Source organism: Dethiosulfovibrio peptidovorans (assembly GCA_002748665.1).
Classification (GTDB): Bacteria; Synergistota; Synergistia; order Synergistales; family Dethiosulfovibrionaceae; genus Dethiosulfovibrio; species Dethiosulfovibrio peptidovorans_A.
In genome coordinates this window covers 57,411-80,115 of record PDTB01000016.1, presented here as the reverse complement: position 1 = coordinate 80,115, position 22,705 = coordinate 57,411, and the positions used below count along the sequence as shown (strand labels likewise).

At 55.9% G+C, this 22,705-nt stretch carries 20 protein-coding genes; all 20 read left to right on the top strand.

Going from position 1 to position 22,705, the window contains the following annotated elements; translation table 11 throughout:
• The first annotated feature begins 1 nt into the window (after position 1).
• From CSA35_02960 to CSA35_02865, 20 genes are read left to right on the top strand one after another with little or no spacing between them, the layout of a single operon-like run.
• Positions 2-817 carry a hypothetical protein gene (locus CSA35_02960; GenBank protein ID PIE55063.1) on the top strand — a complete coding sequence of 272 codons (816 nt, stop codon included), beginning with the start codon at positions 2-4 and terminating at the stop codon, positions 815-817.
• Positions 802-1,878 (top strand): lipid-A-disaccharide synthase, encoded by a 1,077-nt coding sequence (locus CSA35_02955; GenBank protein ID PIE55062.1) that lies wholly within the window; start codon positions 802-804, stop codon positions 1,876-1,878. The genes CSA35_02960 and CSA35_02955 overlap by 16 nt, the downstream gene beginning before the upstream one ends.
• The gene (locus tag CSA35_02950; protein ID PIE55061.1) at positions 1,851-2,981 is read left to right on the top strand and encodes a hypothetical protein; all 1,131 of its coding nucleotides are present in this window, start codon (positions 1,851-1,853) and stop codon (positions 2,979-2,981) included. Before CSA35_02955 ends, CSA35_02950 begins: the two co-directional genes overlap by 28 nt.
• Positions 2,978-4,720: an ABC transporter permease gene (locus tag CSA35_02945; GenBank protein PIE55060.1), complete on the top strand. Its 1,743-nt coding sequence runs from the start codon at positions 2,978-2,980 to the stop codon at positions 4,718-4,720. The genes CSA35_02950 and CSA35_02945 overlap by 4 nt, the downstream gene beginning before the upstream one ends.
• The gene (gene lpxK, locus CSA35_02940; GenBank protein PIE55059.1) at positions 4,717-6,969 is read left to right on the top strand and encodes a tetraacyldisaccharide 4'-kinase; all 2,253 of its coding nucleotides are present in this window, start codon (positions 4,717-4,719) and stop codon (positions 6,967-6,969) included. The genes CSA35_02945 and lpxK overlap by 4 nt, the downstream gene beginning before the upstream one ends.
• The gene (locus CSA35_02935) at positions 6,966-7,826 is read left to right on the top strand and encodes a 3-deoxy-8-phosphooctulonate synthase (GenBank protein PIE55058.1); all 861 of its coding nucleotides are present in this window, start codon (positions 6,966-6,968) and stop codon (positions 7,824-7,826) included. Before lpxK ends, CSA35_02935 begins: the two co-directional genes overlap by 4 nt.
• On the top strand, positions 7,823-8,830 hold the full coding sequence (locus CSA35_02930; GenBank protein ID PIE55057.1) for a KpsF/GutQ family sugar-phosphate isomerase: 1,008 nt from the start codon (positions 7,823-7,825) through the stop codon (positions 8,828-8,830). Before CSA35_02935 ends, CSA35_02930 begins: the two co-directional genes overlap by 4 nt.
• Positions 8,772-10,091, top strand: coding sequence for a 3-deoxy-D-manno-octulosonic acid transferase (locus CSA35_02925; GenBank protein PIE55056.1), 1,320 nt, complete (start codon positions 8,772-8,774; stop codon positions 10,089-10,091). The genes CSA35_02930 and CSA35_02925 overlap by 59 nt, the downstream gene beginning before the upstream one ends.
• 53 nt (positions 10,092-10,144) lie before the next feature.
• Entirely contained in the window at positions 10,145-11,362 is a 1,218-nt protein-coding gene (locus CSA35_02920) for a hypothetical protein (GenBank protein ID PIE55109.1), read from the top strand.
• Between the two features lie 8 nt (positions 11,363-11,370).
• Positions 11,371-12,099 carry a 3-deoxy-manno-octulosonate cytidylyltransferase gene (kdsB, locus tag CSA35_02915; GenBank protein ID PIE55108.1) on the top strand — a complete coding sequence of 243 codons (729 nt, stop codon included), beginning with the start codon at positions 11,371-11,373 and terminating at the stop codon, positions 12,097-12,099.
• Positions 12,096-13,295 (top strand): TIGR00299 family protein, encoded by a 1,200-nt coding sequence (locus tag CSA35_02910; GenBank protein PIE55055.1) that lies wholly within the window; start codon positions 12,096-12,098, stop codon positions 13,293-13,295. The genes kdsB and CSA35_02910 overlap by 4 nt, the downstream gene beginning before the upstream one ends.
• Positions 13,282-14,448, top strand: coding sequence for a nucleoside-diphosphate sugar epimerase (locus CSA35_02905; GenBank protein PIE55054.1), 1,167 nt, complete (start codon positions 13,282-13,284; stop codon positions 14,446-14,448). The genes CSA35_02910 and CSA35_02905 overlap by 14 nt, the downstream gene beginning before the upstream one ends.
• Positions 14,355-15,485, top strand: coding sequence for a glycosyltransferase (locus CSA35_02900; protein ID PIE55053.1), 1,131 nt, complete (start codon positions 14,355-14,357; stop codon positions 15,483-15,485). Before CSA35_02905 ends, CSA35_02900 begins: the two co-directional genes overlap by 94 nt.
• The gene (gmd, locus tag CSA35_02895) at positions 15,482-16,576 is read left to right on the top strand and encodes a GDP-mannose 4,6-dehydratase (protein ID PIE55052.1); all 1,095 of its coding nucleotides are present in this window, start codon (positions 15,482-15,484) and stop codon (positions 16,574-16,576) included. Before CSA35_02900 ends, gmd begins: the two co-directional genes overlap by 4 nt.
• Positions 16,577-16,600: 24 nt before the next feature.
• On the top strand, positions 16,601-17,653 hold the full coding sequence (locus CSA35_02890; GenBank protein ID PIE55051.1) for an ATP-binding protein: 1,053 nt from the start codon (positions 16,601-16,603) through the stop codon (positions 17,651-17,653).
• Positions 17,650-18,156: a hypothetical protein gene (locus CSA35_02885; protein ID PIE55050.1), complete on the top strand. Its 507-nt coding sequence runs from the start codon at positions 17,650-17,652 to the stop codon at positions 18,154-18,156. Before CSA35_02890 ends, CSA35_02885 begins: the two co-directional genes overlap by 4 nt.
• A gap of 8 nt (positions 18,157-18,164) precedes the next feature.
• Positions 18,165-19,091: a GDP-fucose synthetase gene (locus CSA35_02880; GenBank protein PIE55049.1), complete on the top strand. Its 927-nt coding sequence runs from the start codon at positions 18,165-18,167 to the stop codon at positions 19,089-19,091.
• A complete protein-coding gene (locus CSA35_02875; GenBank protein PIE55048.1) occupies positions 19,092-20,276 on the top strand; it encodes a DegT/DnrJ/EryC1/StrS aminotransferase in 1,185 nt (394 codons plus the stop codon).
• A complete protein-coding gene (locus CSA35_02870; protein PIE55047.1) occupies positions 20,273-21,661 on the top strand; it encodes a mannose-1-phosphate guanylyltransferase/mannose-6-phosphate isomerase in 1,389 nt (462 codons plus the stop codon). Before CSA35_02875 ends, CSA35_02870 begins: the two co-directional genes overlap by 4 nt.
• Positions 21,658-22,704 (top strand): hypothetical protein, encoded by a 1,047-nt coding sequence (locus CSA35_02865; GenBank protein PIE55046.1) that lies wholly within the window; start codon positions 21,658-21,660, stop codon positions 22,702-22,704. Before CSA35_02870 ends, CSA35_02865 begins: the two co-directional genes overlap by 4 nt.
• The last annotated feature ends 1 nt before the right edge of the window (position 22,705 follow it).

Below are 22,705 nucleotides of genomic sequence, written 5' to 3'. Positions count from 1 at the left end.
CATGGGATCTGGCAAACTGGCTTTGGTGGCCGGGGAAGGTACTCTGCCCCTATTTATCCTTCGGAACCTGCTGGCCAGAGGAGAGCGCCCATTGGTCTATGCCTTGCGGGCTGATTATTCCGAACTTGACCTTCCCGGTGCGACGCTCCTCCCTGTTAAGGATGTAAATCTTGTTAAGATTTTTGCCAGTTTCGCTCTGCGTCGGGTCAAACGGGTCCTTCTGGCTGGATACGTGCCCAAGACGATGATCTACGGCTCCTCTTTGGATAGAGAGGCAGACAGCCTCGTCTCCGGCTTGGCTGATCGCAACGATCATGCCCTTTTGGGGGCTGTCATCCAACGTCTTGAAAAGCTGGGCATCTTGGTTTTAGGCTACGAATCGGTGGTCCCCGAGATGATAGTGCCTCTGGGAACCGTGGCAGGGCCCGAGCCGTCATCCGCCGATCTGGAGGACGTTGAGTATGGTCGAAAGATCCTGGGGCGGTTGCTTCCCCTGTCTTTCGGTCAGTCCTTGGTCGTCTCCAAGTGTGCTGTGGTTGCCGTGGAAGCCATGGAGGGGACGGACCGGACGATCAGGCGCGCTGGGGGGATCGTTCCGTCTGGAGTCCTGGTTAAGGGCATGCGATCCGATCAGGATCGTCGGTTTGACATCCCCGTGGTTGGAGGAGATACCCTTCGTGTCATGGCGGAGGCTGGCCTCTCCTGCATGGCTATCGAAGCGGGCAATGGGCTTATCGTTGAGAGGGAATACTTTGTCTCTCTGGCCAATGAGCTGGGGATCTCTGTGATCGGGGTGGAGCCGTGTCCATCTTCCTGAGCTGTGGCGAGGCCTCGGGCGATACTCTCATCGCTGACCTCGCTCGGGGACTTCGACGTCAGGGATATACGGGTATCTTGTGGGGAATGGCTGGCGAGCGATCCCGAGCGGCCGGTGTCCGGCTTCGATGGTCCAGCTCCGAACTTCAGATCATGGGGATTTCCCAGGCGGCAGCGGCCCTTCCTCGGCTCTGGTGTCTGGCCGACCAGATGGTCTCGGAGGTGCTTCGTCGACGCCCTCGTGCTGTCGTCGTGGCCGATAGTCCAGATTTTCACATCCCCCTGGTTCGGCGACTTCGTCGTAAAGGGTATGCGGGAAAGGTTTTTTTCCTCTCGCCGCCTACTGTCTGGGCTTGGCGCCGTCGGAGGGTCGTCCCGTTGCGACAACTCTTCGATATGTGTCTTCCCCTGTTTGGTTTTGAACATCGCTTCCTTCAGGACCACGGGGTGCCGACAGCGTGGGTGGGACATCCTATGGTGGGTCGCTCCCTTCCCAAAAGAGCCGCCGATCCCCATGGTGTAGCCCTGCTTCCCGGAAGCCGCCACTCCGAGATCTCCAGGCTTCTTCCTGTACTTCGTTCGCTGGCCGAGAGACTGGCTGATGGGGGCTGGTCCCCTGTGTTTTCCCTTGCCGACAATGTACAGGGGGTTTTCAGGGCACAGGTGTTGGAGGCTCTTGCCGGGTGGACGGTACGGTGTGGCGATGTCCCCCGTCTTTTAGCCGAGACGTCCATGGCTGTCGGTGCCAGTGGGACCGTGGCCGTAGAGGCCATGATAGCCGATCGGTTTATGACGGTGCTCTATCGAGGTACACCTTTGGAATGGGTTGTGTATCGAGCCTTTGTGAACCTTCCTTTCGTCTCGATTCCCAACGTCATGGCCGGGAGAATGGTTTACCCTGAGCTTCTCCAGGATCGATGCACCGTTCCGGCTATTCTTCGAGCTTTGGCTGAATATACACGATGTCCTGAGCCAGTTCATCGGAGCCTGTCCATCTGTCGGAGGCAGATGGGCCGTTCGGGGGCCTCGGAATTTTGGGCAAGCTTGGTGCTGACGCCGTGAGAAAAAAGGTCGCTTTCCTGGTCAATGGTCCTGGCGAGCTCTGGGGCTGGGCCCGTCCTCTGGGAACAGAAATGGCTCGCCGGAGGTGGGTTGTGGATGTCCACCTGTTAGCGTGTCCTTTTGCTTCAGGTATGGAACGTCGGGCCGCTCGGCATTTCTCATGGACAAGGGCTGTGGTTGGGCCCTGTCAGCCATTAAAGAGTATCGTGGCTTTGGGGCATGGTCGCTATGATCTGTTTGTCCAGCTTGGAGGCGACCTCCTCTTTGGCAGGATCGCCTCGGCGTTGAACCGGTCCCCTCTGGCTTGCTATGCTTATGGCCCCAAGAGGGGCTTGAATCGATGTGACCTGTCGGCCACGGCCTTTCCCAACATGGCATCGACCATGACGCCCTCTACTCTGAGCCTGGGCGACCTGGTCTCTGACGGGTTGACTTTGGATTTAAAGGCCCCCACACCTTGGCTCCCTGGAGGCCGTAGGCTGCTCATCCTTCCAGGCAGTCGGCCGGCCATACGGGAGGCCGTTCGAGCCTACGTGGGACGAACTGTCAGAGCCCTTCGACCAAGACGGGACCTCCAGGTCGTCTCGCTTCTGCCGCCTTTCGTTGATGATCAGGAAAAGCGGCTTTGGCTCCGCTCGGGAGTTCGGCCTTTTTCAGGAGGAACTCGGGCAGCTTTGGCTGGGGCCGATCTGGCTGTGACTCAGCCAGGCACCAACACGTTGGAGCTCATGCACGCAGGGATCCCCTCTCTGGTCGTGGTTCCCTTTGAATTTTTACGTCGGATCCCTCTGAGCGGCCTCAAGGGGTGGCTTCTCTCTTTTCCTGGTGGAGTAGCTCTCAAGGAATCGCTCCTCCGCCGTGCGGCTGGCCGACGGGGGTATTTGGCCTGGCCGAATCGGTTGGCGTCTCAGGAGATCATGCCCGAACTCGTTGGCGATGTTTCCCCGGTGGATTTAGCCCATCGGATTGATGTCCTTCTGGACGACCAGAGGTGGCTGAATTGGCAGAGGCGGACACTCCAGGCTATGAGCGATGCAAGTGCTCCGTCGCCGTCGTCCCGTCTCTGCGATGAACTGGAAAGGTTGGTCGGTATCAGAACATGAAGTCATCGTCGTCGTGGGACATCTACAAGCGGGTCCTCTCCTACACAAAACCCTATACTCGAAGGATCGTCGCTGCTCTGGGCTGCATGGTTCTGGTCTCCTGCTGCGCTGTGGTGCCTCCGTGGCTGATGAAGAACGTCGTGGATGACGTCCTTATTCGAAAGGACATCGTCATGCTTAACCTTGTAGCCGTGTCCCTGGTGGCGGTGTATCTTATCAAGGGAGTGGCCTCGTACGGTCAGAAATATCTCATGACCTGGGTGGGGCAGAAGGTCGTCTTGGATCTTCGCGTCCAGGCCTATGCTGCGGCCCAATCCATGTCCCTGAAGTACATCAACGGACGTCGGGTGGGGGAACTCATATCTCGGGTAACCAACGACGCCACGGTTCTTCAGACGACCGTTACCAACGCCGTGGTGGATCTCGTGGTTCAGGGAATTACCACTGTGGGAATGCTCGGCTTCCTTTTGTACATAAACTGGCGATTGACCGTCGTTACTTTCGGGGTTTTCCCCTTGACCGTGTGGGTGATCGACAAGGCTTCCAAAAAACTTCGGATCGTGGGGCGCCAGGTTCAGGAAAACCTGGCGGGGCTGTCGGCCCTGACGGAGGAGGCTCTCTCGGCTATCCGTATCGTTCGGGCCTTTGCTACGGAGGCTGCCGAGCTCCGTCGTTTTCAGGATCAGAGCCGCTCTCATTTTAAAGCGCTCATGAAGGGAACTCAGGTTAACTCCGTGCTCTCCGGGGCTGTTGAACTTCTGCTCATCGTGGCTTTGGCGATTATCTTCTGGATAGGTGGTCGATCAGTCGTCGACGGGGTCATGACCCCGGGGGACCTGATCGCCTTTTTGGGATATCTCGGGTTTATGGCCCATCCCGTTACGGTTCTCTCAAGGGTGGTTAGTCAGATCCAGCATGGTCTTGCCGCTGCTGAACGGATCTTCGACCTTGTCGACAACCGAGACAGGGTGACCTCGCCGAAAAATCCCGTGGTCCTCCGATCTATTCGAGGTTCAGTGGACTTTCGCAACGTATGGTTTCGGTACGACGATACCTGGGTGCTTCAGGGGATCTCCCTCTCGGTGGCTCCTGGGGAGACCGTGGCCCTGGTTGGCGCTACTGGCTCGGGAAAATCTACCCTGGTCGACCTGATCCAGAGGTTTTACGATCCCGAGAGGGGAACGGTCGCTGTGGACAATCATGACGTCAGAAGCCTCGACTTGGGTGTTCTTCGGCGACAGATCGGGGTGGTTCCTCAAGATCCTGTTCTCATGAAAGGGTCATTCAAGTTCAATATTTCCTACGGAATGGACGGTGCCAGCGACTACGACGTTCGGAAGGCTGCGGAGATAGCCGGTATCGCACGGTTTATCGAGGGGCTTCCTCAAGGGTACGAGTCTGAGATCGGCGAGCGGGGGGTGACCCTCAGCGGTGGTCAGAGGCAGCGAGTGGCCATCGCCCGAGCGGTTATCCGTGATCCACGAATTCTCATCATGGACGAGGCGACATCCTCTTTAGACGTCCAGGTGGAGCAGGCTATCCAGAGAGCTATGGACCGTGCCATGGAGGGACGGACGGCCTTTGTCATTGCTCACCGTCTGTCGACCATACGGGGTGCCGACCGAATTCTTTACCTGGATAACGGCGTCATAGCTGAGGAGGGGGTACACGAAGAGCTTATCCGATCAGGAGGGCTCTACAGCCGTCTTCATGCCATCCAGCAGGGAGGACTCTCGTGAACTCTTTTGTTCGAAGTTATCTGGCTCACGCCAGGGGCGAGGCTCCTCTCTCTCCCTGGCTCTGTCTGGCTCCCTTGGGATGGCTTGTCTCTCTGCTGACACGGTGTAGAAACGGTGCCTTCGATCGGGGGGTTCGACGCAGCCAGGAGCCCCCTCTCCCGGTGATCAGCGTGGGGAACGTCACCTTAGGGGGGACCAACAAGACTCCGTTTGTCGAGCTTCTCAGTAAAGGCCTCTTGGCCCGAGGAATCCAACCGGGAATCGTCAGCCGAGGGTACGGCGGCCAGACCTCCCGTCCCGTGGTCTTTCGTGGAGGTCGGGCCGACCGGGATCAGGTGGGTGATGAGCCCCTTCTTCTCTCTCATCGCTTACCTCAGGTCGACGTGGCCGTCTCTCGAGATCGCATGGGCGATATCCGAGCTCTGGGACGCCGTGGGGTACAGGTTGTGGTGGCCGACGACGCCTTTCAGCACCGTCGGCTTGGTCGAGATGTGGATGTGGTTCTCATCGATGCCTCGTGTCCCTTCGGAAACGGTCGCCTCATTCCCGGTGGAATCCTTCGGGAACCTCTGGACAGCCTGAGACGGGCTCATATCGTGGTGATCACCAAGGTGGATCAGGTCGAGCCGTCACAGCTTCGCTCTCTGGAACGACGACTGAAGGTCATCGTGCCTGAAGAGCGTCTCTTTCGATCCTCCCTTCGGATTAGCCGTTGGTGCCGTTGGAATGGCACGGAACTTTGTCCGTCGCCTCCACCTCATAATCGGGCCGTGGTGGCCTTCTCGGCCATAGGAAGTCCCCGAAGTTTTCTCGTTTCCCTTCAGGAGCAGGGGGTCTCCGTTGCTCGTGAATATCGTTTCAAGGATCACCACCGCTACGACCTCAGGGATCTCGAAGAGATCGGTCAATCCTATAGGACGACAGCTACTTGGGCTGTTGTCTGTACCGAGAAGGATGTGTACAATTTGCCGTCTCGATGGGAACCAGCCTTTCCTCTTTTGGTCCCCTTACTGGAGAGCGAGTTGGAGGACGAGTCCCGCTTCTGGAAGACGCTGACCGAGTTCATGCGGCCTCGGATAGTGGTCGCCTCAAACGGGTACGGTGAGGACGCTATGGGAGCCTTGCTGGCGCAAAAACTCCACAGTCGTTTTCCTCAGGCGCAGGTAGTGGGGTTTCCCCTGGTGGGGCGAGGTGAGTTGTACGGTCAGCGAGGCATTCCCGTAGCTTCGGCTCCCTCGGTTACCCCCACAGGTGGCGTGGTTAAATATCATCTCGACGATCTGGTCTCAGACATTCGCTCCGGTCTCTTGGGGCATATTAAGGCACAGATTAAGGCGTGGCGGCGGCTTCGGGGAATCGTACGGACTCCCCTATGTGTGGGTGATGTCTACCTTTTGCTTCATACCCTCTGGGGGCAGGGTCTCTCTCCAGTACTGGTTGCCACGGCTAAAACCGCCTACCTTCACGGGCACTTTATGGCCGAACAGGCTATCCTTCGCCGTCGATGCAGAATCGTTTGGACCAGGGATAGGGAGACAGCTCAGGATCTTTGTCGATCCGGTGTGCGGGCTCGATATGGCGGGAACCCAATTATGGACCTGGTTGGGGATACTACAAAGGGTGCCTTTCGTCGGGATGTGGCGGAGCAGCTTGTTCTGATCCTTCCCGGAAGTCGGGAACGAGCTTACTGTGACATGAGGCTTCTCCTCAGAGCTGTGGATCTTATGGCGCGACGAGAGAGATGTTCCTTCGTGGCCGTTCTGGCTCCGACATTGGACATTGACCGCCTGGTTCAAGGGTGTCCAGGCTGGTTTTTGGACGGCCCTTCTTTGGTCAAAGACGATGTTCGAGTTGATCTGTACGATGGCCCTGTGGCTGACGTTGCTCGGGAAGCCCAGGTTCTTCTTGGATTGGGTGGCACGGCCAATCAGGTGTGTGCTGGTCTGGGGGTCCCCGTGATCTCCATCCTGGAGAAGGGAAAACTGGTGCAGAAAAAACTGTTAGGGCAGGCCGAGTGGCTTGTCCCCTCCGACCCCAGACAGCTTGCGGATGCTGCGTTGACCGTGCTTCGAGATTCATCTCTGGCTCAATCCATGGGAGAGGCGGGGAAGCTTCGCCTGGGAGGCTCAGGGGCTTTAGATGACGTAATACGCTACTGTTCCCGTCGTCTGGGCTGGGCCCTCCGCTGCTCCGTGTACAAGCGGCTTCGGATGCGGCAAGATGAAATGAGAGAGGAGACAAACATATGACATCCGTCGTGGAGATTGGGTCCGTGCGAATCGGTCAGGGGGCTCTGGCTCTTATAGCCGGTCCCTGCTCTCTGGAGAGTCTGGAACTGGCGATGGAAACAGGGCGCCGAATCAGGGGTATCTGTCGTGATATGAACATCGGCTATATCTTCAAAGCCTCGTATGACAAGGCAAATCGGACCTCCATCCATAGCTATCGAGGCCCCGGATTGGAGAAGGGATTGAGCTGGCTTGCCGAGATCAAATCCGCTCTGAATGTCCCTGTCCTCACCGATATCCACGAGACGTGGCAGGCCGAGCTTGTCGCTCAGGTCGCTGATGTGCTTCAGATACCGGCGTTTCTCTGTCGTCAGACCGATCTTCTGGTGGCGGCGTCCGAGACGGGTAAGGCCCTCAACGTCAAGAAGGGGCAATTTCTGTCGCCGTACGACATGAAGGCAGTCGTAGCCAAGTGCCACGAGGTGGGCAACCATCGGATCCTCCTCTGCGAGCGGGGGACCACCATGGGGTATGGTCAGTTGGTGGTGGACATGCGCTCGTTGGCTATCATGCGCTCTACAGGCTGCCCCGTTGTCTTCGATGCTACCCACAGCGTTCAGATGCCCGGTGGCCGGGGGGAGACCTCTGGTGGTGACCGACGTTTCGTGCCGGCCCTGGCCCGAGCGGCGGTGGGCTTGGGTGTGGATGCCCTGTTTATGGAAATTCATCCTGATCCTGATTCAGCTTTGAGCGATGGTCCCAATATGATTCCTCTTCACCGGTTGGAGGAACACCTTAGAACCCTCAAGGCTCTGGATGATTTGGTCAAGGGGGATCTAGGGGTTTTCGAACTTGACTGGGAGGATAAAGAGCTATGATGAGCCTCCCTGCTGACCGAGAGTGTCCAGTTTTGGACGATGATCGTTTGGTGGAGATCGGCCGTCAGGTCATCGAAGACGAGGCGACGGCCCTTCGGAGAGCGGCGGAGCGTGCCGGTTCTGAGATGGCTCGGGCGGCTCGGATCGTTCAGGGGTGTCGTGGGCGTTTGGTGATCTCCGGCCTGGGTAAATCGGGCCATATCGGTCGGAAAATCGCTGCCACTCTCGCGTCCTTGGGGACGCCGTCCTTTTTCCTTCACGCTGTTGAGGCAGCTCATGGCGATCTCGGCATGGTTCGTCGGGAGGATGTAGCTCTCCTGATCAGTCAGAGCGGTCGGACCTCCGAGGTGGTGGGGCTTATCCCCTTTTTTCGCCGTCTCGGAGCACCGGTCCTCGCCATCACCGGCGACCTTCAGTCACCCTTGGCTCAGGGAGCCGATATCGTGTTGGACGCATCGGTGGAGCGGGAGGCCGACCCCCTGAATTTGGCTCCTACCAGCAGTACTACCGTTCAGTTGGCCCTGGGCGATGCCCTTGCCGGGATGGTCACCGAGATGCGGTGCCTCAGACGGGAGGATTTTGCCATGTTCCACCCGGCAGGGAGCCTGGGGCGGCGGCTGTTGCTTCGGGTTGCTGAGGTCATGGGAACGGGGGATCGCTTACCGTTGGTGTTCCAGGGTGTCTCCGTCCAGGAGGCTCTTTTCGAGATTACGAGCAAAAACTACGGTGCGACATCGGTTGTGGATGAGAATGGCTGCTTGGTCGGCATCTTCACCGACGGCGATCTCAGGCGTCTTATCGAGCGTCAGGGAGTCTCCGCCCTGTCAGAGACCATCCGGGACGTCATGACAGTCAGCCCTAAGACCATCGGCTCCGAGTCCTTAGCGGTGGAAGCCGTTCGGATCATGCAGGACATGGAGATTTCGGTTCTGGTCGTCTCCGACGATGAGCGGCCTGTGGGAATGGTCCATCTTCACGAGCTCCTTCAGGCCGGACTCGACTGATATGTCCCTGCCCATAGCCCTTTACAGAGGTGTGGCGATGGCTGCCTTTGCCTTCGCCTCTCCATGGTTGTGCCGTCGATATGCCGGTCATGGTCTGGAGGAACGGCGGGGTCGATATGCCTCGTCTCTGATCCAGATGCTGCGTCGAAAGGGACGTCCCCTGTGGGTCCACGCTGTCTCCGTCGGCGAGGTCCAATCGGCGTCGCCCTTTCTTCGCAGGGCGGCTGCCTGCACCCAGAGACCACTGATCCTCTCGTGTACGACGGCCACTGGAAAGGAAATGGCTTCGCAGTTGTTGGACGGCGTGGTCGATCAGGTTCTCTCGGCCCCCTGGGATAGCCCTCTCGTCGTACACCGGGCTTCGACGTCCATTCGCCCCAAGGCCTACGTCACGGTGGAAACCGAGATCTGGCCGGGCATCCTGTGGGAGATGAGGCGGCAAGGCACGCCGTCCTTCATGATCAACGGTCGATTCTCCGATCGATCATTCACGGCCATGGCTCGGTGCCCTTGGTTCTGGAGGGATGTCCTGTCCCTGTATACCATTCTCATGGTCAGGGCTGACTCGGACAGGGAGAAGCTTATCGGTGTGGGACTCCCCTCGGACAGGGTGATCGTTACAGGAGACTGCAAGGCCGATGCCCTGAGAGAACGAAAAGATCTTCTGGATCAGGCTCCTTTGAAAGAACTTTTGGGTGCTGAACGCCCTATCGTCTTGGCGGGAAGCACCCATCGAGGCGAGGACGAGATCGTACTGCTCGCTTTTCGCATGGTCCTTGCCCGTTATCCCGGCGCTCGTTTGATCCTGGTTCCCCGTCACCCCGAACGGGCTGACGAGGTCGCCGCTCTGGCCACCTCTCTGGGACCGGTGGCCCTGTACAGCCGTCCCTCACCTGGATGGCGAGTTCTGGTGGTGGATCGAATCGGAGTCCTGTTCGGACTCTACTCCCAGGCTGATTGTGCCTTCATCGGTGGAAGTCTTGTCCCCCGGGGAGGCCAGAACATCATGGAGCCGGCGCTCTTTGGGGTCCCTTTCTGTCAGGGGCCGCAATATCAGGATTTTATAGAGGCCACGCAAGCCCTGAACCAAGCCGGTGTGGGCACGGTGATCGTCGATGGAGATACGATGGGCAGAGCCTTTCTTCGAGATCTGGAAGCAGGACGGAGAGACAGAGTTGCTCGGGCTGCAAAGGCATATTTTGAGGGGCTTCCATCGGCAGCCGATCGATCCTGGGAGACGATCTCGTCTTTTCTCGTCTGATCCCGTATCGCAAGGACATATGATATGTATATGTTTTGAGGAGGAAACCATATATTATGATCGTACACAGAGATCTTATAGAGACCTTTTATCGTAACCTGGACGATCGTTCCCGAGAGGCGGTGGACAGGGCCATCGAGACCATGATAACGGTCAAGCGTCGTGGCGGGAAAATCGTCGTTGCGTCCGGGAGCGGTCCCAACATCCACGAGGGGGTCACGACCCTGGTGGCTGAACTGATGGACAAGGGAATTATCGACGGTGTCACCACCAGCTCGGCTGTCATCGGACATGAGATGGCAGGTTCCCTCGATCGGGTCAAGATGTGTGACGCAGCCCAGCTGGGTTTTCCCGAGGAGAGGATGCCCCGGGGCAACGTGTTCGAGTTCACCAGGATGACGCCGAAAGAGCGTGCTGCGCTCCGCAGGGAGATGGTCCTGGACGAGGACCTTCTGGCCAAGGAAGACGTTGTCGAAGGTCACGACGTCATCAAGGCGGCGGGAAACATGGCCTACCCCATGGGGCTGTGGAACGAGAGACTGGCCTCGGAGATCCTGGAGATATCGCGAACATATGGTTTACCCTTCGAGACCGTGGCGGGCTGGGGCGCGGACCGTCGAACCATGATCGGCATCGGAGCGGAAAAAAACCTGTCGGTCATCGTCAGCATTCCCCAGATGGTAGGGGGCGGCAATATCGGCATCTCCATAGGTGACAGTATCTCAATAGCCAATCGGTGCATGAGGCTGGCCCGAATGTTGGAGGATGCCGACGTCATCATCGAATCGGCCATCGCCCTTTCTCAGGAACTTCACGACGGCCCATTCGAGAACTATACAGGACACGGTATCTGGGCGTGGTGGAAGGGGATTCACACGTATCATCTCAGGGACAAGACCCTGGTCCGCATCGACCTGGACGAAAACCTTCGGAAGGCTCAGGATCAGCAGAAAGAGAGTGCCAAGATCCAGGAGGCTATCAGTAAAGGATTGCCTAAGACCAAAATATCCGGCATTCCCTTTCGCATGGAGATGTCCGCCTTCGCTCGCCACGAGGGGAGCATTCCTATCATCGGCGATATCGGCGAGGTCTGGCCTGTTATGGCTCTGAGAGTTGCTGACGCGTTGGGTATTGAACTGGATTTCATGAGCTACAAGCAGGAGACCGACGAAGGCAAGGCCATGAGGGAGTGGATCGTCCGGGAGATTCGTCCCATCGACCCCGCCAAAATGCGGGCCAGGGCGGCCGAACATCGTCTCCTGAACGGATGATAGCCGTCATGACCGTCGTTGCTGTCATCCCCGCCCGGTGGGGATCATCTCGACTGCCGGGCAAGCCTCTGTGTGACCTTGGAGGGGAGCCCATGATCCGTTGGGTACACCGGCTGACCTCGCAGGCTGCCTTAGTGGACCGGGTGTTGGTCGCCACCGACGATCGGCGGATCGCTCGCGCCGTGACGGAGTTTGGCGGGGAGGTTGTCATGACCTCCCCGGATCATCCCAACGGGACCTCTCGAGTTCTTGAGGCCCTGGGCGATATACCCTGTGATGGCGTCGTCAACGTGCAGGGAGACGAGCCCTTCATGGATCCCGCTCTTGTGGACCAGGTCGCCCGATGTCTGAAGGAACGGCCCGAGTTCCCGATGATCTCACTTCGACATCCTCTCGCTTCCGAAGACGAATCCAATCCGGATCGAGTGAAAGTCGTGGTGGATCGGTACGACCGGGCCTTGTACTTTAGCCGGTCACCCATTCCTTATCGGCGTCAGAAGAGTGCCGTCATGTTCGGCCACATCGGAATCTACGGCTATCGTCGGGATTTTTTGAGTCGATATGTCAGCCTGGAGTCCACTCCCCTGTCGGAGAGCGAATCTCTGGAGCAGCTCCGGGTTCTGGAGTCGGGATACACCATCCTGGTACCTCTGGCCAAGGGGCACCATGGCTTCGGCATCGACAGCCCGGCCGACCTGGAACGGGCCCGGGCCCTGATTCGGGAGGAACGAGTATGAGAGCTCTGTACCTGGATTGCCTCGCCGGTATCGCCGGTGACATGTTTTTGGGGGCCATGCTGGACCTGAACGTCTTCTCTCTCGACGACTTTCGTTCACTCCTCTCCGGTTTGGCTCTAACGGACTATGAACTGTCCGTTCAAAAGGGGCAACGCGGTGCTTTGGCAGGTACGGATGTTACGGTCTGCGCCGAGGGGGATCACGGTCACCGACATCTTTCCGACATTCTGGATATTTTGCATAAATCCGATCTTCCCGAGGACGTCCAAAACGGCTCGATCCGGGCATTTTGCCTTTTGGCCGAGGCCGAGGCCTCGGTTCACGGGGTGGACGTTGAGGCCATCCATTTTCACGAGGTCGGAGCGGTGGACTCCATCGTGGATGTCGTGGGGGCCTTCTCGGCCCTTCATCTGGCGGGGGTCGATCAGGTATATGCCTCGTCGGTCAACGTTGGTTCCGGCTCGGTCTCCTGTGCCCATGGGATCCTCCCCGTCCCTTCGCCTGCAACGACCCGCCTGTTGGAGGGTGCTCCCGTGACGGTCCTGGGGGCTCCCATGGAGCGGACCACTCCCACAGGTGCCGTTATCCTGCGGAGTACGGACTGTCGGTATGGGCCTATGCCATCGGGACGGATCGTCGCGACCGGCTACGGACTGGGCGACGCCGAGACCGACCTTCCTAACGTGCTTCGAGCCACGGTTGTCGATCTGGACGATGAGCGACTGGAGTCATGTCCCTGGATCTCTGGCGAAGCGTCTGTTCTTGAGGCCAACGTGGACGACATGCTTCCTCAGGATTTCTCAGAACTTATGGATCGTCTTTTCGAGGCTGGGGCATGGGATGTTTTTCTCACCCCTGTCATCATGAAAAAACAACGCCCCGGAGTTCGAATTACCTGTATTGGCCCCCTCGAAGGTGAACAGGGCATGGCGGAGATCATCCTTCGTTACTCTACGTCTATCGGTCTTCGATGTCGACGGGAACAACGCTACATTCTTCGGCGGGATGAGGGTGTCTTTCAGTCTTCTATGGGTCCTGTCCGGGTGAAACGATCATATTGGGGCGATCAGCTCCTCAAGCGTACCTTGGAGTACGACGACTTGAAACTCCTCGCGGAAAGGCATGCCATGCCGTTGATGAACCTTCGAGCTCGTCTGATCTCGGAACTGGGAGGATGGAGCGATGACGACAGGTAGTAAAGGTCCGTCCCTTGTTGTCATCCTCTCCGATGGAATCCGGGGACACCTTTTTCAAAGCCGGGGGGTCGCATCTCACTTAGCGGAACTCTGTGGGGCGTTCTCAGTCGAGATGAACGTGCCGTCCTACAAGGGCTGTCGTCGGTTTTGGGTGCTTAAAGTTCTGGGGAGAGCTCTGCTCAGAGCTGGTTCCGTTAAAGCGCGACGGTGGCTTCGTTTTGCTGGGAGCGATGCTCAGACGCTTTTGAGTCGATATCGCATGGCTCTGGACGAACGAGGCGTCTCCGGTAAGGAGAGCTTGGTCATCTCCGCCGGAAGCTCGGCCGCCCCTCTTACCCTCGCCCTGGCTCGAGCCATGGGAGGTAAGAGTTGTACCCTTATGACGCCGTCCATACTCGGGACCTCTCCTTTCGATTATGCTGTGGTACCCTCTCACGATGGGACCAAAAACGGAAGAATCCTGGAGACCCTGGGAGCTCCCAACTCGGTGAACCGTTCTAACCTAGCCGATCAGGCTCAGGAAATGCTGAACGACTACCCGGGAGATGACGTTCGGTGGGGAGTACTCGTGGGAGGAGACGACCAGAACTACCGTCTGTCCCCTCTCTGGACCGATAGGATCGTGGGTGAGTTGCTCCGTATCGCCGAGGATCGGGAAGTCTCTCTGTACATCACGACATCTCGCCGAACCTCTCCCGCAACCGAGGCCCGACTGAAGGCTCTCTGTCAGGGCAACGACCGGGTGGCCATGCTTCTTTTAGCATCTCAGAGCGACGACAACCCGGTCCCTGGTATCTTGGGAGCTTGTCAGAAGATCTTTTGTACCGAGGACTCGGTCTCCATGATATCCGAGGCGGCCACTGCCGGCACCAATGTGTATCTTTTGCGAGTGGGACGAAAAAAAGGGTGGCGGCGAATCCTCCAGGGGCTTACGGAACGCCTGGTAGGGTGGCGGCTTTTGTCCGAGAGGTCTCTTTGGGGGGCGCCTCGGTTTGACCGCATGATCGATCAGTTTATCGAAAGGGGGCTTATCGCCGAGATGCCCTCTGACGTGGCAGCTTGGCGCTCTTTTCTTCAGTCTTTTGTCGCCGAGCCGCCTCAGTTCAACGAAGCCCGTCGGGCAGCTCGGTGGATCCTGGAGAACTGGCGGTGAGGATCGCTCATCTTCTTCCCGGGTTGAACGTGGGGGGCGTGGAACGTCACGTGGTGGATCTGACCTCGGAACAGATCAGAGCAGGGCATGACGTCACCGTGATATCCCATGGTGGCCGAATGGTCTCCGAACTCCCCTCCAGAGTAGAGCACGTCTGTCTTCCCGTCCACAGGAAAGACCCCCTTACCGGTGGAATCTGCGCCTTAAGGTTGGCATGGAAGGCTCGCTCTCAGGGATGGCAGGTGCTCCATGCTCACTCGAGGGTGCCGGCATGGGTGGCCTGGTGGGCATCGTCCCTTTCGGGTGTTCCTTTCGTGGTCACGGCCCATGCCATGTACTCGCTCAACCGAGGGCTCATCCCCTACAAACGGGCTCATGGGGCCGTATGCGTTTCTCGAACTGTGATGGAGTACCTCACGGATTGGCTGCCTCCGACGGTTCAGGTAATCCCCCATGGCACCCCCATTCCTGGGGTGCGCTGGTCCCCTCGGAGTGGAGATGGCCCGGTTCGTTTTCTGTACGTTGGTCGCCTGACCAAGGTCAAGGGAGTGGATTTTTTGGTCTCCCTCTTCTGTCGAAACTTGGCCAGGGATCCTCGGTGGACCTTGGAGATTGTGGGAGAGGGGCCTTTGGAGGGTGAACTTCGGTCTTTGGTGACTGCTTCAGGACAGGAGAAACGGGTGTCCTTCTCGGGCTACTGCGACGACGTGCCGGAAAAACTGGCCCAATGCGACTGCTGTCTTCTGCCGTCCAGGAGCGAGGGGGCAGGGTTGGTCCTCCTCACTGCCCTGGCCGTGGGAACCCCTGTTTTGGCCGCTGATATCCCGGCCTTTCGGGAGATTTATCCTGACAAGGAGTTGATCGCTCCGACTGCAGGCGCTTGGCGTCGTGCTATTCTTGACCATATGGAGAAACCGTCGGGGTGTTTTTTTGAACCTCGAAGTGACGTGCTCCCGTCTATCTCTCAAATGGCCCATCGAGTCCAGAATTTCTACGAGAATGTCTGCTCGCTACGGAAAGGCGGTTCTGTACGATGAAAAAAGCTCTCATTACCGGTATCACCGGTCAGGACGGAGCGTACCTGTCCAAATTCTTGTTGGATAAGGGGTACGAAGTTCACGGGATGAAAAGACGCTCCTCCCTCTTCAACACGGGACGGATTGACAACCTTTTTCGAGATCCCCACGAGGAGGGGCGAGGGTTGGTCCTTCACTACGGTGATCTCACCGACTCGTCCAACATCGTTCGGCTTCTTCAGGAGATCAAACCTGACGAAATCTACAACCTGGCGGCCCAGAGCCACGTGAAAGTCTCCTTTGAGACCCCGGAATACACGGCCAACGGAGACGGCTTGGGTGTCCTGCGTCTCCTGGAAGGCATTCGTATCCTCGGGTTGGAGGACTCCACCCGTTTCTATCAGGCCTCCACGAGTGAGCTCTATGGCAAAGTCCAGGAGGTTCCTCAAAGAGAGTCAACTCCCTTTTACCCCAGAAGTCCTTATGCAGCTGCCAAACTCTACGGCTACTGGATCACCGTCAACTATCGGGAGGCTTACGGTATCTACGGTTGCAACGGTATCCTCTTTAACCATGAATCGCCCCTTCGGGGAGAGACTTTCGTCACCAGAAAAATCACTCGAGCGGCAGCCCGGATATCCCTTGGACTTCAGAGTAAACTGTACCTGGGTAACCTGGATGCTAAGCGGGACTGGGGACATGCCCGAGACTACGTCGAGGCTATGTGGTTTATGCTGCAACAGGATGAACCGGATGACTTCGTCATCGCCACGGGGGAAACTCACTCAGTTCGGGAATTTGTGAACCTTGCCTTCGAAAAGACCGGAATACACCTGACCTGGAGTGGTACCGGTGTCGACGAAAAAGGACTGAACTCCGAGACAGGGGAGACCTTGGTCGAGGTCGATCCCCGGTACTTTCGGCCTACCGAGGTCGAGCTCCTTCTGGGGGATCCAAGCAAAGCCAGAGAAAAATTGGGCTGGAAGAGAAAAGTTTCCTTCGAGGACCTCGTGGCGGAAATGGTCTCTCATGATCTGGACCTCTTTCAGAAAGACATACTCTGTCGAGATGCCGGCTATACGATCTGTCCTGCTATAGAAGAGCTCACATGATGTAGCCTGAAGGAGGGAGTTGTTGTGCTTAAAGGACTTACCATAAAAAATCTCACCGTTTTCTCCGAAGCACAGATTGATTTTTCCCCTAAATTGAACGTTGTCGTTGGTATGAACGGGACTGGTAAAAGCCACCTTCTTAAGGTCGCTTATAGCCTTTCGGCTGTACTGGCCGAGGGAAGACGTAAGTTCAAGGGAGAAGCCCCGTCTAAAAAATACCTCCAGATGGCTATTGCTGAAAAATTGGTGGGTGTTTTTCGACCCGAAAATTTGGGAAGGTTGACCCGACGTCGTCAGGGCAGAGCCAGATGCGATATCTCGCTTCGGTTCACGAATTCTTCTTGCGATCTCTCGTGTGGCTTTGCATCAAACAGTAAAACAGAAGTCTCGGTCGAGAAGGCTCCTTTATCGTGGAGCGATACGGAGCCACTCTTTTTCCCTACAAGAGAACTGATGTCCCTGTACCCCAATTTCGTGTCAACGTACGAAAGGCATTACCTGGAATTTGAAGAGACCTGGAGGGATACGTGTCTGTTGTTGGGTACTCCTCTCATGAAGGGTCCCAGGAATGCGTTCATGCGGGGAATTCTGGATCCCCTGGAGAAAGGGATGTCGGGAAAACTCATCGTTTCGGACGGACGCTTCTACATTCAAAAAAAAGACGGCAAGATGGAGATCCATCTTGTTGCGGAAGGGCACAGAAAACTTGCAATGGTCGCTCATCTGGTGGCATCCGGTGGCCTCAGGAAAAATAGCTGCCTTTTTTGGGACGAGCCGGAAGCGAACCTCAATCCCAGGTTGGTAAAGTTGATCGTTAAGACAACCCTGAATCTATGTAAGTATGGTGTGCAGGTTTTCATGGCAACTCACGACCTTTTTCTGCTCAGAGAATTGGCGTTGCAAAAAAATGCTTATAAAAAACTCCCTGTCAGGTTTATAGGCTTGCACGGAGAAGAGAGTGGTGTGGTTGTAGAACAGGGAGATTCAATCGACGATATAGAACATCTGGTCTCCCTTGATGAGAATGTTGACCAGTCGAATCGTTATCTTTCAGAGGATTGGCAGGAAGAGTCATGACACGATATCAGGTGGACTCTCTGAGCTTTGAATTTCCTGATGACTGGAAGGTCTCAAAATTCGACGACTGGAAATTTTACAGGAAACATTTTTCAAAGATGAAGAATGGTATCAAAGCTCTGGATCTGATCGCGTTGAGTCCGGGCAGAACGCTCTATTTGATCGAGGTCAAGGACTACCGATTTCATCGCAGGAAAGACGATGTGCCAATTCAGGATGTCATCATAAATAAGGTTCTGGGAACCCTGTCGGCCCTTCTTCCTGCCTCTTTGAATGCGAATAATTTCGAGGAAAAAAAGATGGCAAAGAAGTGTTTAGGCGCTAAAAAAATACGGGTTATTTTTCATCTGGAACAACCTCAAAATCCAAGTCGTCTTTTCCCTCCTGTAATTGATGGAGCTCGTTTTTATCAGGTTCTTAAAAAAAGCCTGAGGTCCATCGATCCTCATCCTAAAATACAGAGCAATAAAGATCCCGATGCTGAACCAAAATTTTGGAAGTGATCCAACTCATGAAAAAAATCTACGTAGCCGGTCACAGGGGTATGGCAGGAAGTGCCATCGTTCGTGCCCTGAAAGATCGGGGAATCAGGGATATACTGACGAGAACCCGTCGTGAACTGGATTTGCTGGATCAGAAAGCGACGGAAAATTTTTTTATCGAAAACCGGCCCGAGGTGGTTGTCCTTGCAGCGGCCAGAGTGGGAGGCATTGGGGCCAACGTTGCCGATCCGTATGGGTTTTTATATGAAAACCTCCAAATCCAGAACAACGTCATCAACGGAGCGGCCAAAAACGGCGTGAAAAAACTGGTCTTCTTGGGGAGTTCATGCATATACCCCAGAGAATGCCCTCAGCCGATGAAAGAGGATTTTTTACTTACGGGATCTCTGGAGCCCACCAACGAAGGCTACGCACTGGCGAAGATCGCTGGTCTCCGATTGGTTCAATATCTTGTACAACAGTATGGAATCAGTGGGCTATGTGTTATGCCCTGTAATCTGTATGGTCCGGGGGATAGCTTTGACCCGGAAAACGCGCACGTCATCGCCGCCCTGGTCAGACGCTTCGTCGAGGCAAAGAAAAAAGGCGCCCCGACCGTAACCCTGTGGGGAACAGGACAAGCTCGACGGGAATTTCTCCATGTGGACGACATGGCAGAGGCGGTCATGCTTCTCATGGACCGGTGGGAGGGACCGGGTATCGTGAACGTGGGCAGTGGAGAGGACGTCACCATTGCCCAGCTGGCGGAGACCGTCCGAAAGGCGGCAGGGTATCATGGGGATATCCTCTGGGATTCCTCCATGCCCGACGGCATGCCCAGAAAATGTTTGGACGTCTCCATCTTGCGGAAACTCGGCTTCAGTCCCAAATATGACCTGGCTCGGGGTGTTGTCGAGATGGTGAGCCTGTACTGTCAGAGAGAGGAGAGACAATAGGTGTATCGAATCCCCTTGGTGAAAAACACCTTTTTGCACGAACAAGAGACGAAAAACGCTCTGGCCCGCTTTGTGGAACAGGCCGACATCTTCAGTATGGGAACCCAATGTCGAGCCTTCGAGAGCGATTTTGCCCGGTACCAGGGGCGGAGCCACGCTGTTCTCTTCAACAGTGGTGGGAGTGCCAACCTGGCTCTTCTCCAGGCCCTGAAAAACGAGAGGAAGCTGAAAAATGGGGATCGGATCGGCTTCTCGGCTGTCACCTGGTCCACCAACATCATGCCCATCGTTCAGCTTGGCATGGTGCCTGTGGCTCTTGACTGCTCCAGGGATACCCTGAACGTGGACTCTCGGGATGTTGAGAGATGTATGGACAAACTGGATCTGAAGGCTCTCTTCATAACTAACGCTCTGGGTTTTGCCGGTGATCTGGATCGGATCCGGGACATCTGCGAGGACAGGAGGCTTCTCCTCCTCGAGGATAACTGTGAATCCCTGGGATCGGAGCTGAAAGGCACCAAACTGGGCAATTTCGGGCTGGGAAGCTCTTTTTCCTTCTTTGTCTCCCATCACATGTCCACGGTGGAGGGGGGAATGGTCTGCACCGACGATCCCGACCTGGCTGCCATGCTCAAACTCGTCCGAGCCAACGGCTGGGATCGGAACCTCACGGACGACGAAAAACAAACCCTCCGAGGGCAATACGGCGTCGACTCCGAGTTGGACGCTAAATACACCTTCTACGACCTGGGGTATAATCTTCGTCCAACGGAGATCACAGGTTTTTTAGGGCGTCGTCAACTCTCCTACCTGCCGTTGTCCATTGTTCGGAGAGAACGGGCGTATCTTCGAATGGAGGAGGCCATGGCCCAAAACTCCGACCTCCTGACGGTGAGGCGAGATCATCTGAGCCGGATCTCCAATTTCGCTGTCCCCATCCTCTGTCGAACTCCCGATCTTCGACGGACCTACGCCGATAAGCTGTCTGCCGCCGGTGTCGAAATTCGTCCTCTTATTGCCGGGAACATCCAAAGACAGCCCTTCTATCGTCGATATGCCTCGGTCCTTCGGGACCTCCCGGAGGCCGACTTTATCCACGATTGCGGCCTCTACTGCGGCAACCATCCAGACTATGACGACGAAGAGCTGACCTTTCTGGAAGGCTGTCTGGGAGGCCAGGCGTGACGTCACTTCAGGGGCTCGTTCTTGCCGGAGGAGGAGGAACCCGGCTCTGGCCTCTCTCCCGGGATGAGGTGCCGAAGCAGTTTTTGCGGCTTACTGGAGAACTCACCTTGTTCCAGATTACTGTAAGGCGGCTTTTTCCCCTCTGCGGAGACCAAATCATCGTGGTCAGTGGAGAGCGGTGGGATAGCCAGATTAACTACCAGGCCAGCGAAGTCGGTTTAATTGGAGACATCCTGATTGTCGAACCGGTGGGGCGAAATACAGCTCCTGCCGTTGCCCTTGGACTGGCTCGTCTGGTTGAAAAGGGCGCTGACGATCACACCCCGATAGTGCTTTGCCCCAGCGACCACGTCATGGATGACGAGGCCGCTTTTTACAGAGCCGTTCAGATTGGTCTTAAAGCTCTGCATCGAGGGAAACTGGTCACCTTCGGTGTGGTTCCCGATAGCCCCGAGACCGGATACGGCTATATCCAAAGCGGCGATGAGCACGACGGTTGGCGAGATGTACGACGGTTTGTCGAAAAGCCGGACCGGAAGACGGCAGAGGTGTACCTGAGACAGGGAACCTATCTGTGGAACGCTGGGATCTTCCTCTTCCGTTTGGGTGACATGATAGAGGCCTTCAGAGAATTTCTGCCCTCCATCTTCGCTGCTATGGAGGGAGGAAGCAAGGCCGTTTCAGATGCCTTCCGTGATTTTCCCTCTCTGTCTCTGGACTATGGCGTCATGGAGAAAGCGACTAACGTGGCCGTGGTGCCATTGGACGCTGGATGGTCGGATCTGGGGAGCTGGGACGCCGTGTATGATCGGAGCCCCAAGGACGCCGAGGGCAACGCTGTCATGGGAGACGTCCTCCTTCAGGACAGCTCGGGATGTCTTGTACGTGGTGATCGGAGACTGGTGACCCTTGTGGGGACCCACGACCTCTCGGTGGTGGACACAGCCGATGCCCTGTACATATCGCCCAGAGGACGATCTCAGGATGTTCGGGAAATCGTCGCTAGACTGAAAAAGGATGAGCGTCGGGAACTGTGGCAGACCCCGGAAGCCGCTCGAAGGTGGGGAGAATATCGCATACTCCACGAGGGAGATGGGGTCAAGGTCAAAAGGTTGACCGTCTTTCCGGGAAAATCCCTGAGTCTCCAGTATCACTATCACAGGACGGAGCATTGGGTCGTCGTTCGGGGAATTGCCCAGGTCACGCGAGGGGAAGAAACCCTCTATCTCCGCGAAGGGGAAAGCACGTTCATAGAAAAAAAACAACTCCACAGACTGAGCAACCCTGGCCGGATCCCCCTGGAGGTCATAGAGGTCCAAAACGGCGCATACCTTGGGGAGGACGATATTGTGCGTATAGACGTACATGGGGACAACGTACAATGAAAAAGATTGCTCTTTTTGCATATGGAAACGTGTATTATGGCAATGAAAAAATATTTGACTATGACTGGATGAAAAACTTTCCTTTAGGCAATAGCTGGGGTTTTTATTTTTGTGAACTTAAAGAGAGAATGGCAAGACATGGATGGTCTTTATCCGCTCCTGATCCTGAAACGGATTCTCTGTTGGGCTTTCAAAAGATACTCTTCTTCGACATGCCAGATAAAAAGAGGCCCTGCTTTAAGGAGATCCTGAACGGTCCCCATCAGAAATATCTGGTTTTGACAGAATGCCCTCAAATTGTCCCTGATAATGGGAAAGAATCGAACTACAGCTTTTTTGAAAAAATTTTTACCTGGAACCCAGAGCTTAAGGGAGACAGGTTCGTACGATACTATTGGCCGAACAAACTCACTTTGCCGAGGCCTTCAGGACTCTCTTTTCAAGACAAGAAAATGTGTATTATGGTTGCCGGGAATAAGAAAAATAAGTCCAGGAAGGAGCTCTACTCAGAGAGGAGGAGGGTCTTGGATTGGTTTGAGGCCAACCGTTCTGCCGATCTCGACCTTTATGGTACTGGATGGAATTTGAGTGTACGGAAGAAGGTAAAAGAGCTCTTTAAAAATAGAATCAGGAGGATCAGGGATCAATATCCAGTCAGAATCAAGGACTATTCGATTTATAAAGGGTTACTCTCCTCCAAAGAGGAGGCTCTTTGTGAGTATAAATTCAATTTTTGCTACGAAAACATGAAGGATGTCCCCGGTTATATCACTGAAAAAATATTTGACTCTTTCTCCGGTGGTATCGTCCCAATATATTGGGGTTGGGACGAGGTATCGTCTCTGATTCCCGAGGAGACCTTTATAGACGCCAGTCGCTTTGACTCTGTCGGGGATCTGTACAGCTTTATTTCCTCGATGGATGAGACGCGCCATAAAGAGTACCTTGATGCAGCTGTTTCTTTTCTGGCTAGCCAAAAGTCGGCCTTATTTAGCGGTGATGCTTTTATGAATAGTTTAATTAAAAATATTCTGATAAGTTAGG

What these genes read in the sequence shown, in the direction of transcription:
- CSA35_02960 (PIE55063.1), top strand. Translation starts at nt 2, where the DNA reads ATGGGATCTGGCAAACTGGCTTTGGTGGCCGGGGAAGGTACTCTGCCC.
- CSA35_02945 (PIE55060.1), top strand. Translation starts at nt 2,978, where the DNA reads ATGAAGTCATCGTCGTCGTGGGACATCTACAAGCGGGTCCTCTCCTAC.
- CSA35_02935 (PIE55058.1), top strand. Translation starts at nt 6,966, where the DNA reads ATGACATCCGTCGTGGAGATTGGGTCCGTGCGAATCGGTCAGGGGGCT.
- CSA35_02930 (PIE55057.1), top strand. Translation starts at nt 7,823, where the DNA reads ATGATGAGCCTCCCTGCTGACCGAGAGTGTCCAGTTTTGGACGATGAT.
- CSA35_02925 (PIE55056.1), top strand. Translation starts at nt 8,772, where the DNA reads ATGAGCGGCCTGTGGGAATGGTCCATCTTCACGAGCTCCTTCAGGCCG.
- kdsB (PIE55108.1), top strand. Translation starts at nt 11,371, where the DNA reads ATGACCGTCGTTGCTGTCATCCCCGCCCGGTGGGGATCATCTCGACTG.
- CSA35_02910 (PIE55055.1), top strand. Translation starts at nt 12,096, where the DNA reads ATGAGAGCTCTGTACCTGGATTGCCTCGCCGGTATCGCCGGTGACATG.
- CSA35_02905 (PIE55054.1), top strand. Translation starts at nt 13,282, where the DNA reads ATGACGACAGGTAGTAAAGGTCCGTCCCTTGTTGTCATCCTCTCCGAT.
- gmd (PIE55052.1), top strand. Translation starts at nt 15,482, where the DNA reads ATGAAAAAAGCTCTCATTACCGGTATCACCGGTCAGGACGGAGCGTAC.
- CSA35_02885 (PIE55050.1), top strand. Translation starts at nt 17,650, where the DNA reads ATGACACGATATCAGGTGGACTCTCTGAGCTTTGAATTTCCTGATGAC.
- CSA35_02880 (PIE55049.1), top strand. Translation starts at nt 18,165, where the DNA reads ATGAAAAAAATCTACGTAGCCGGTCACAGGGGTATGGCAGGAAGTGCC.
- CSA35_02865 (PIE55046.1), top strand. Translation starts at nt 21,658, where the DNA reads ATGAAAAAGATTGCTCTTTTTGCATATGGAAACGTGTATTATGGCAAT.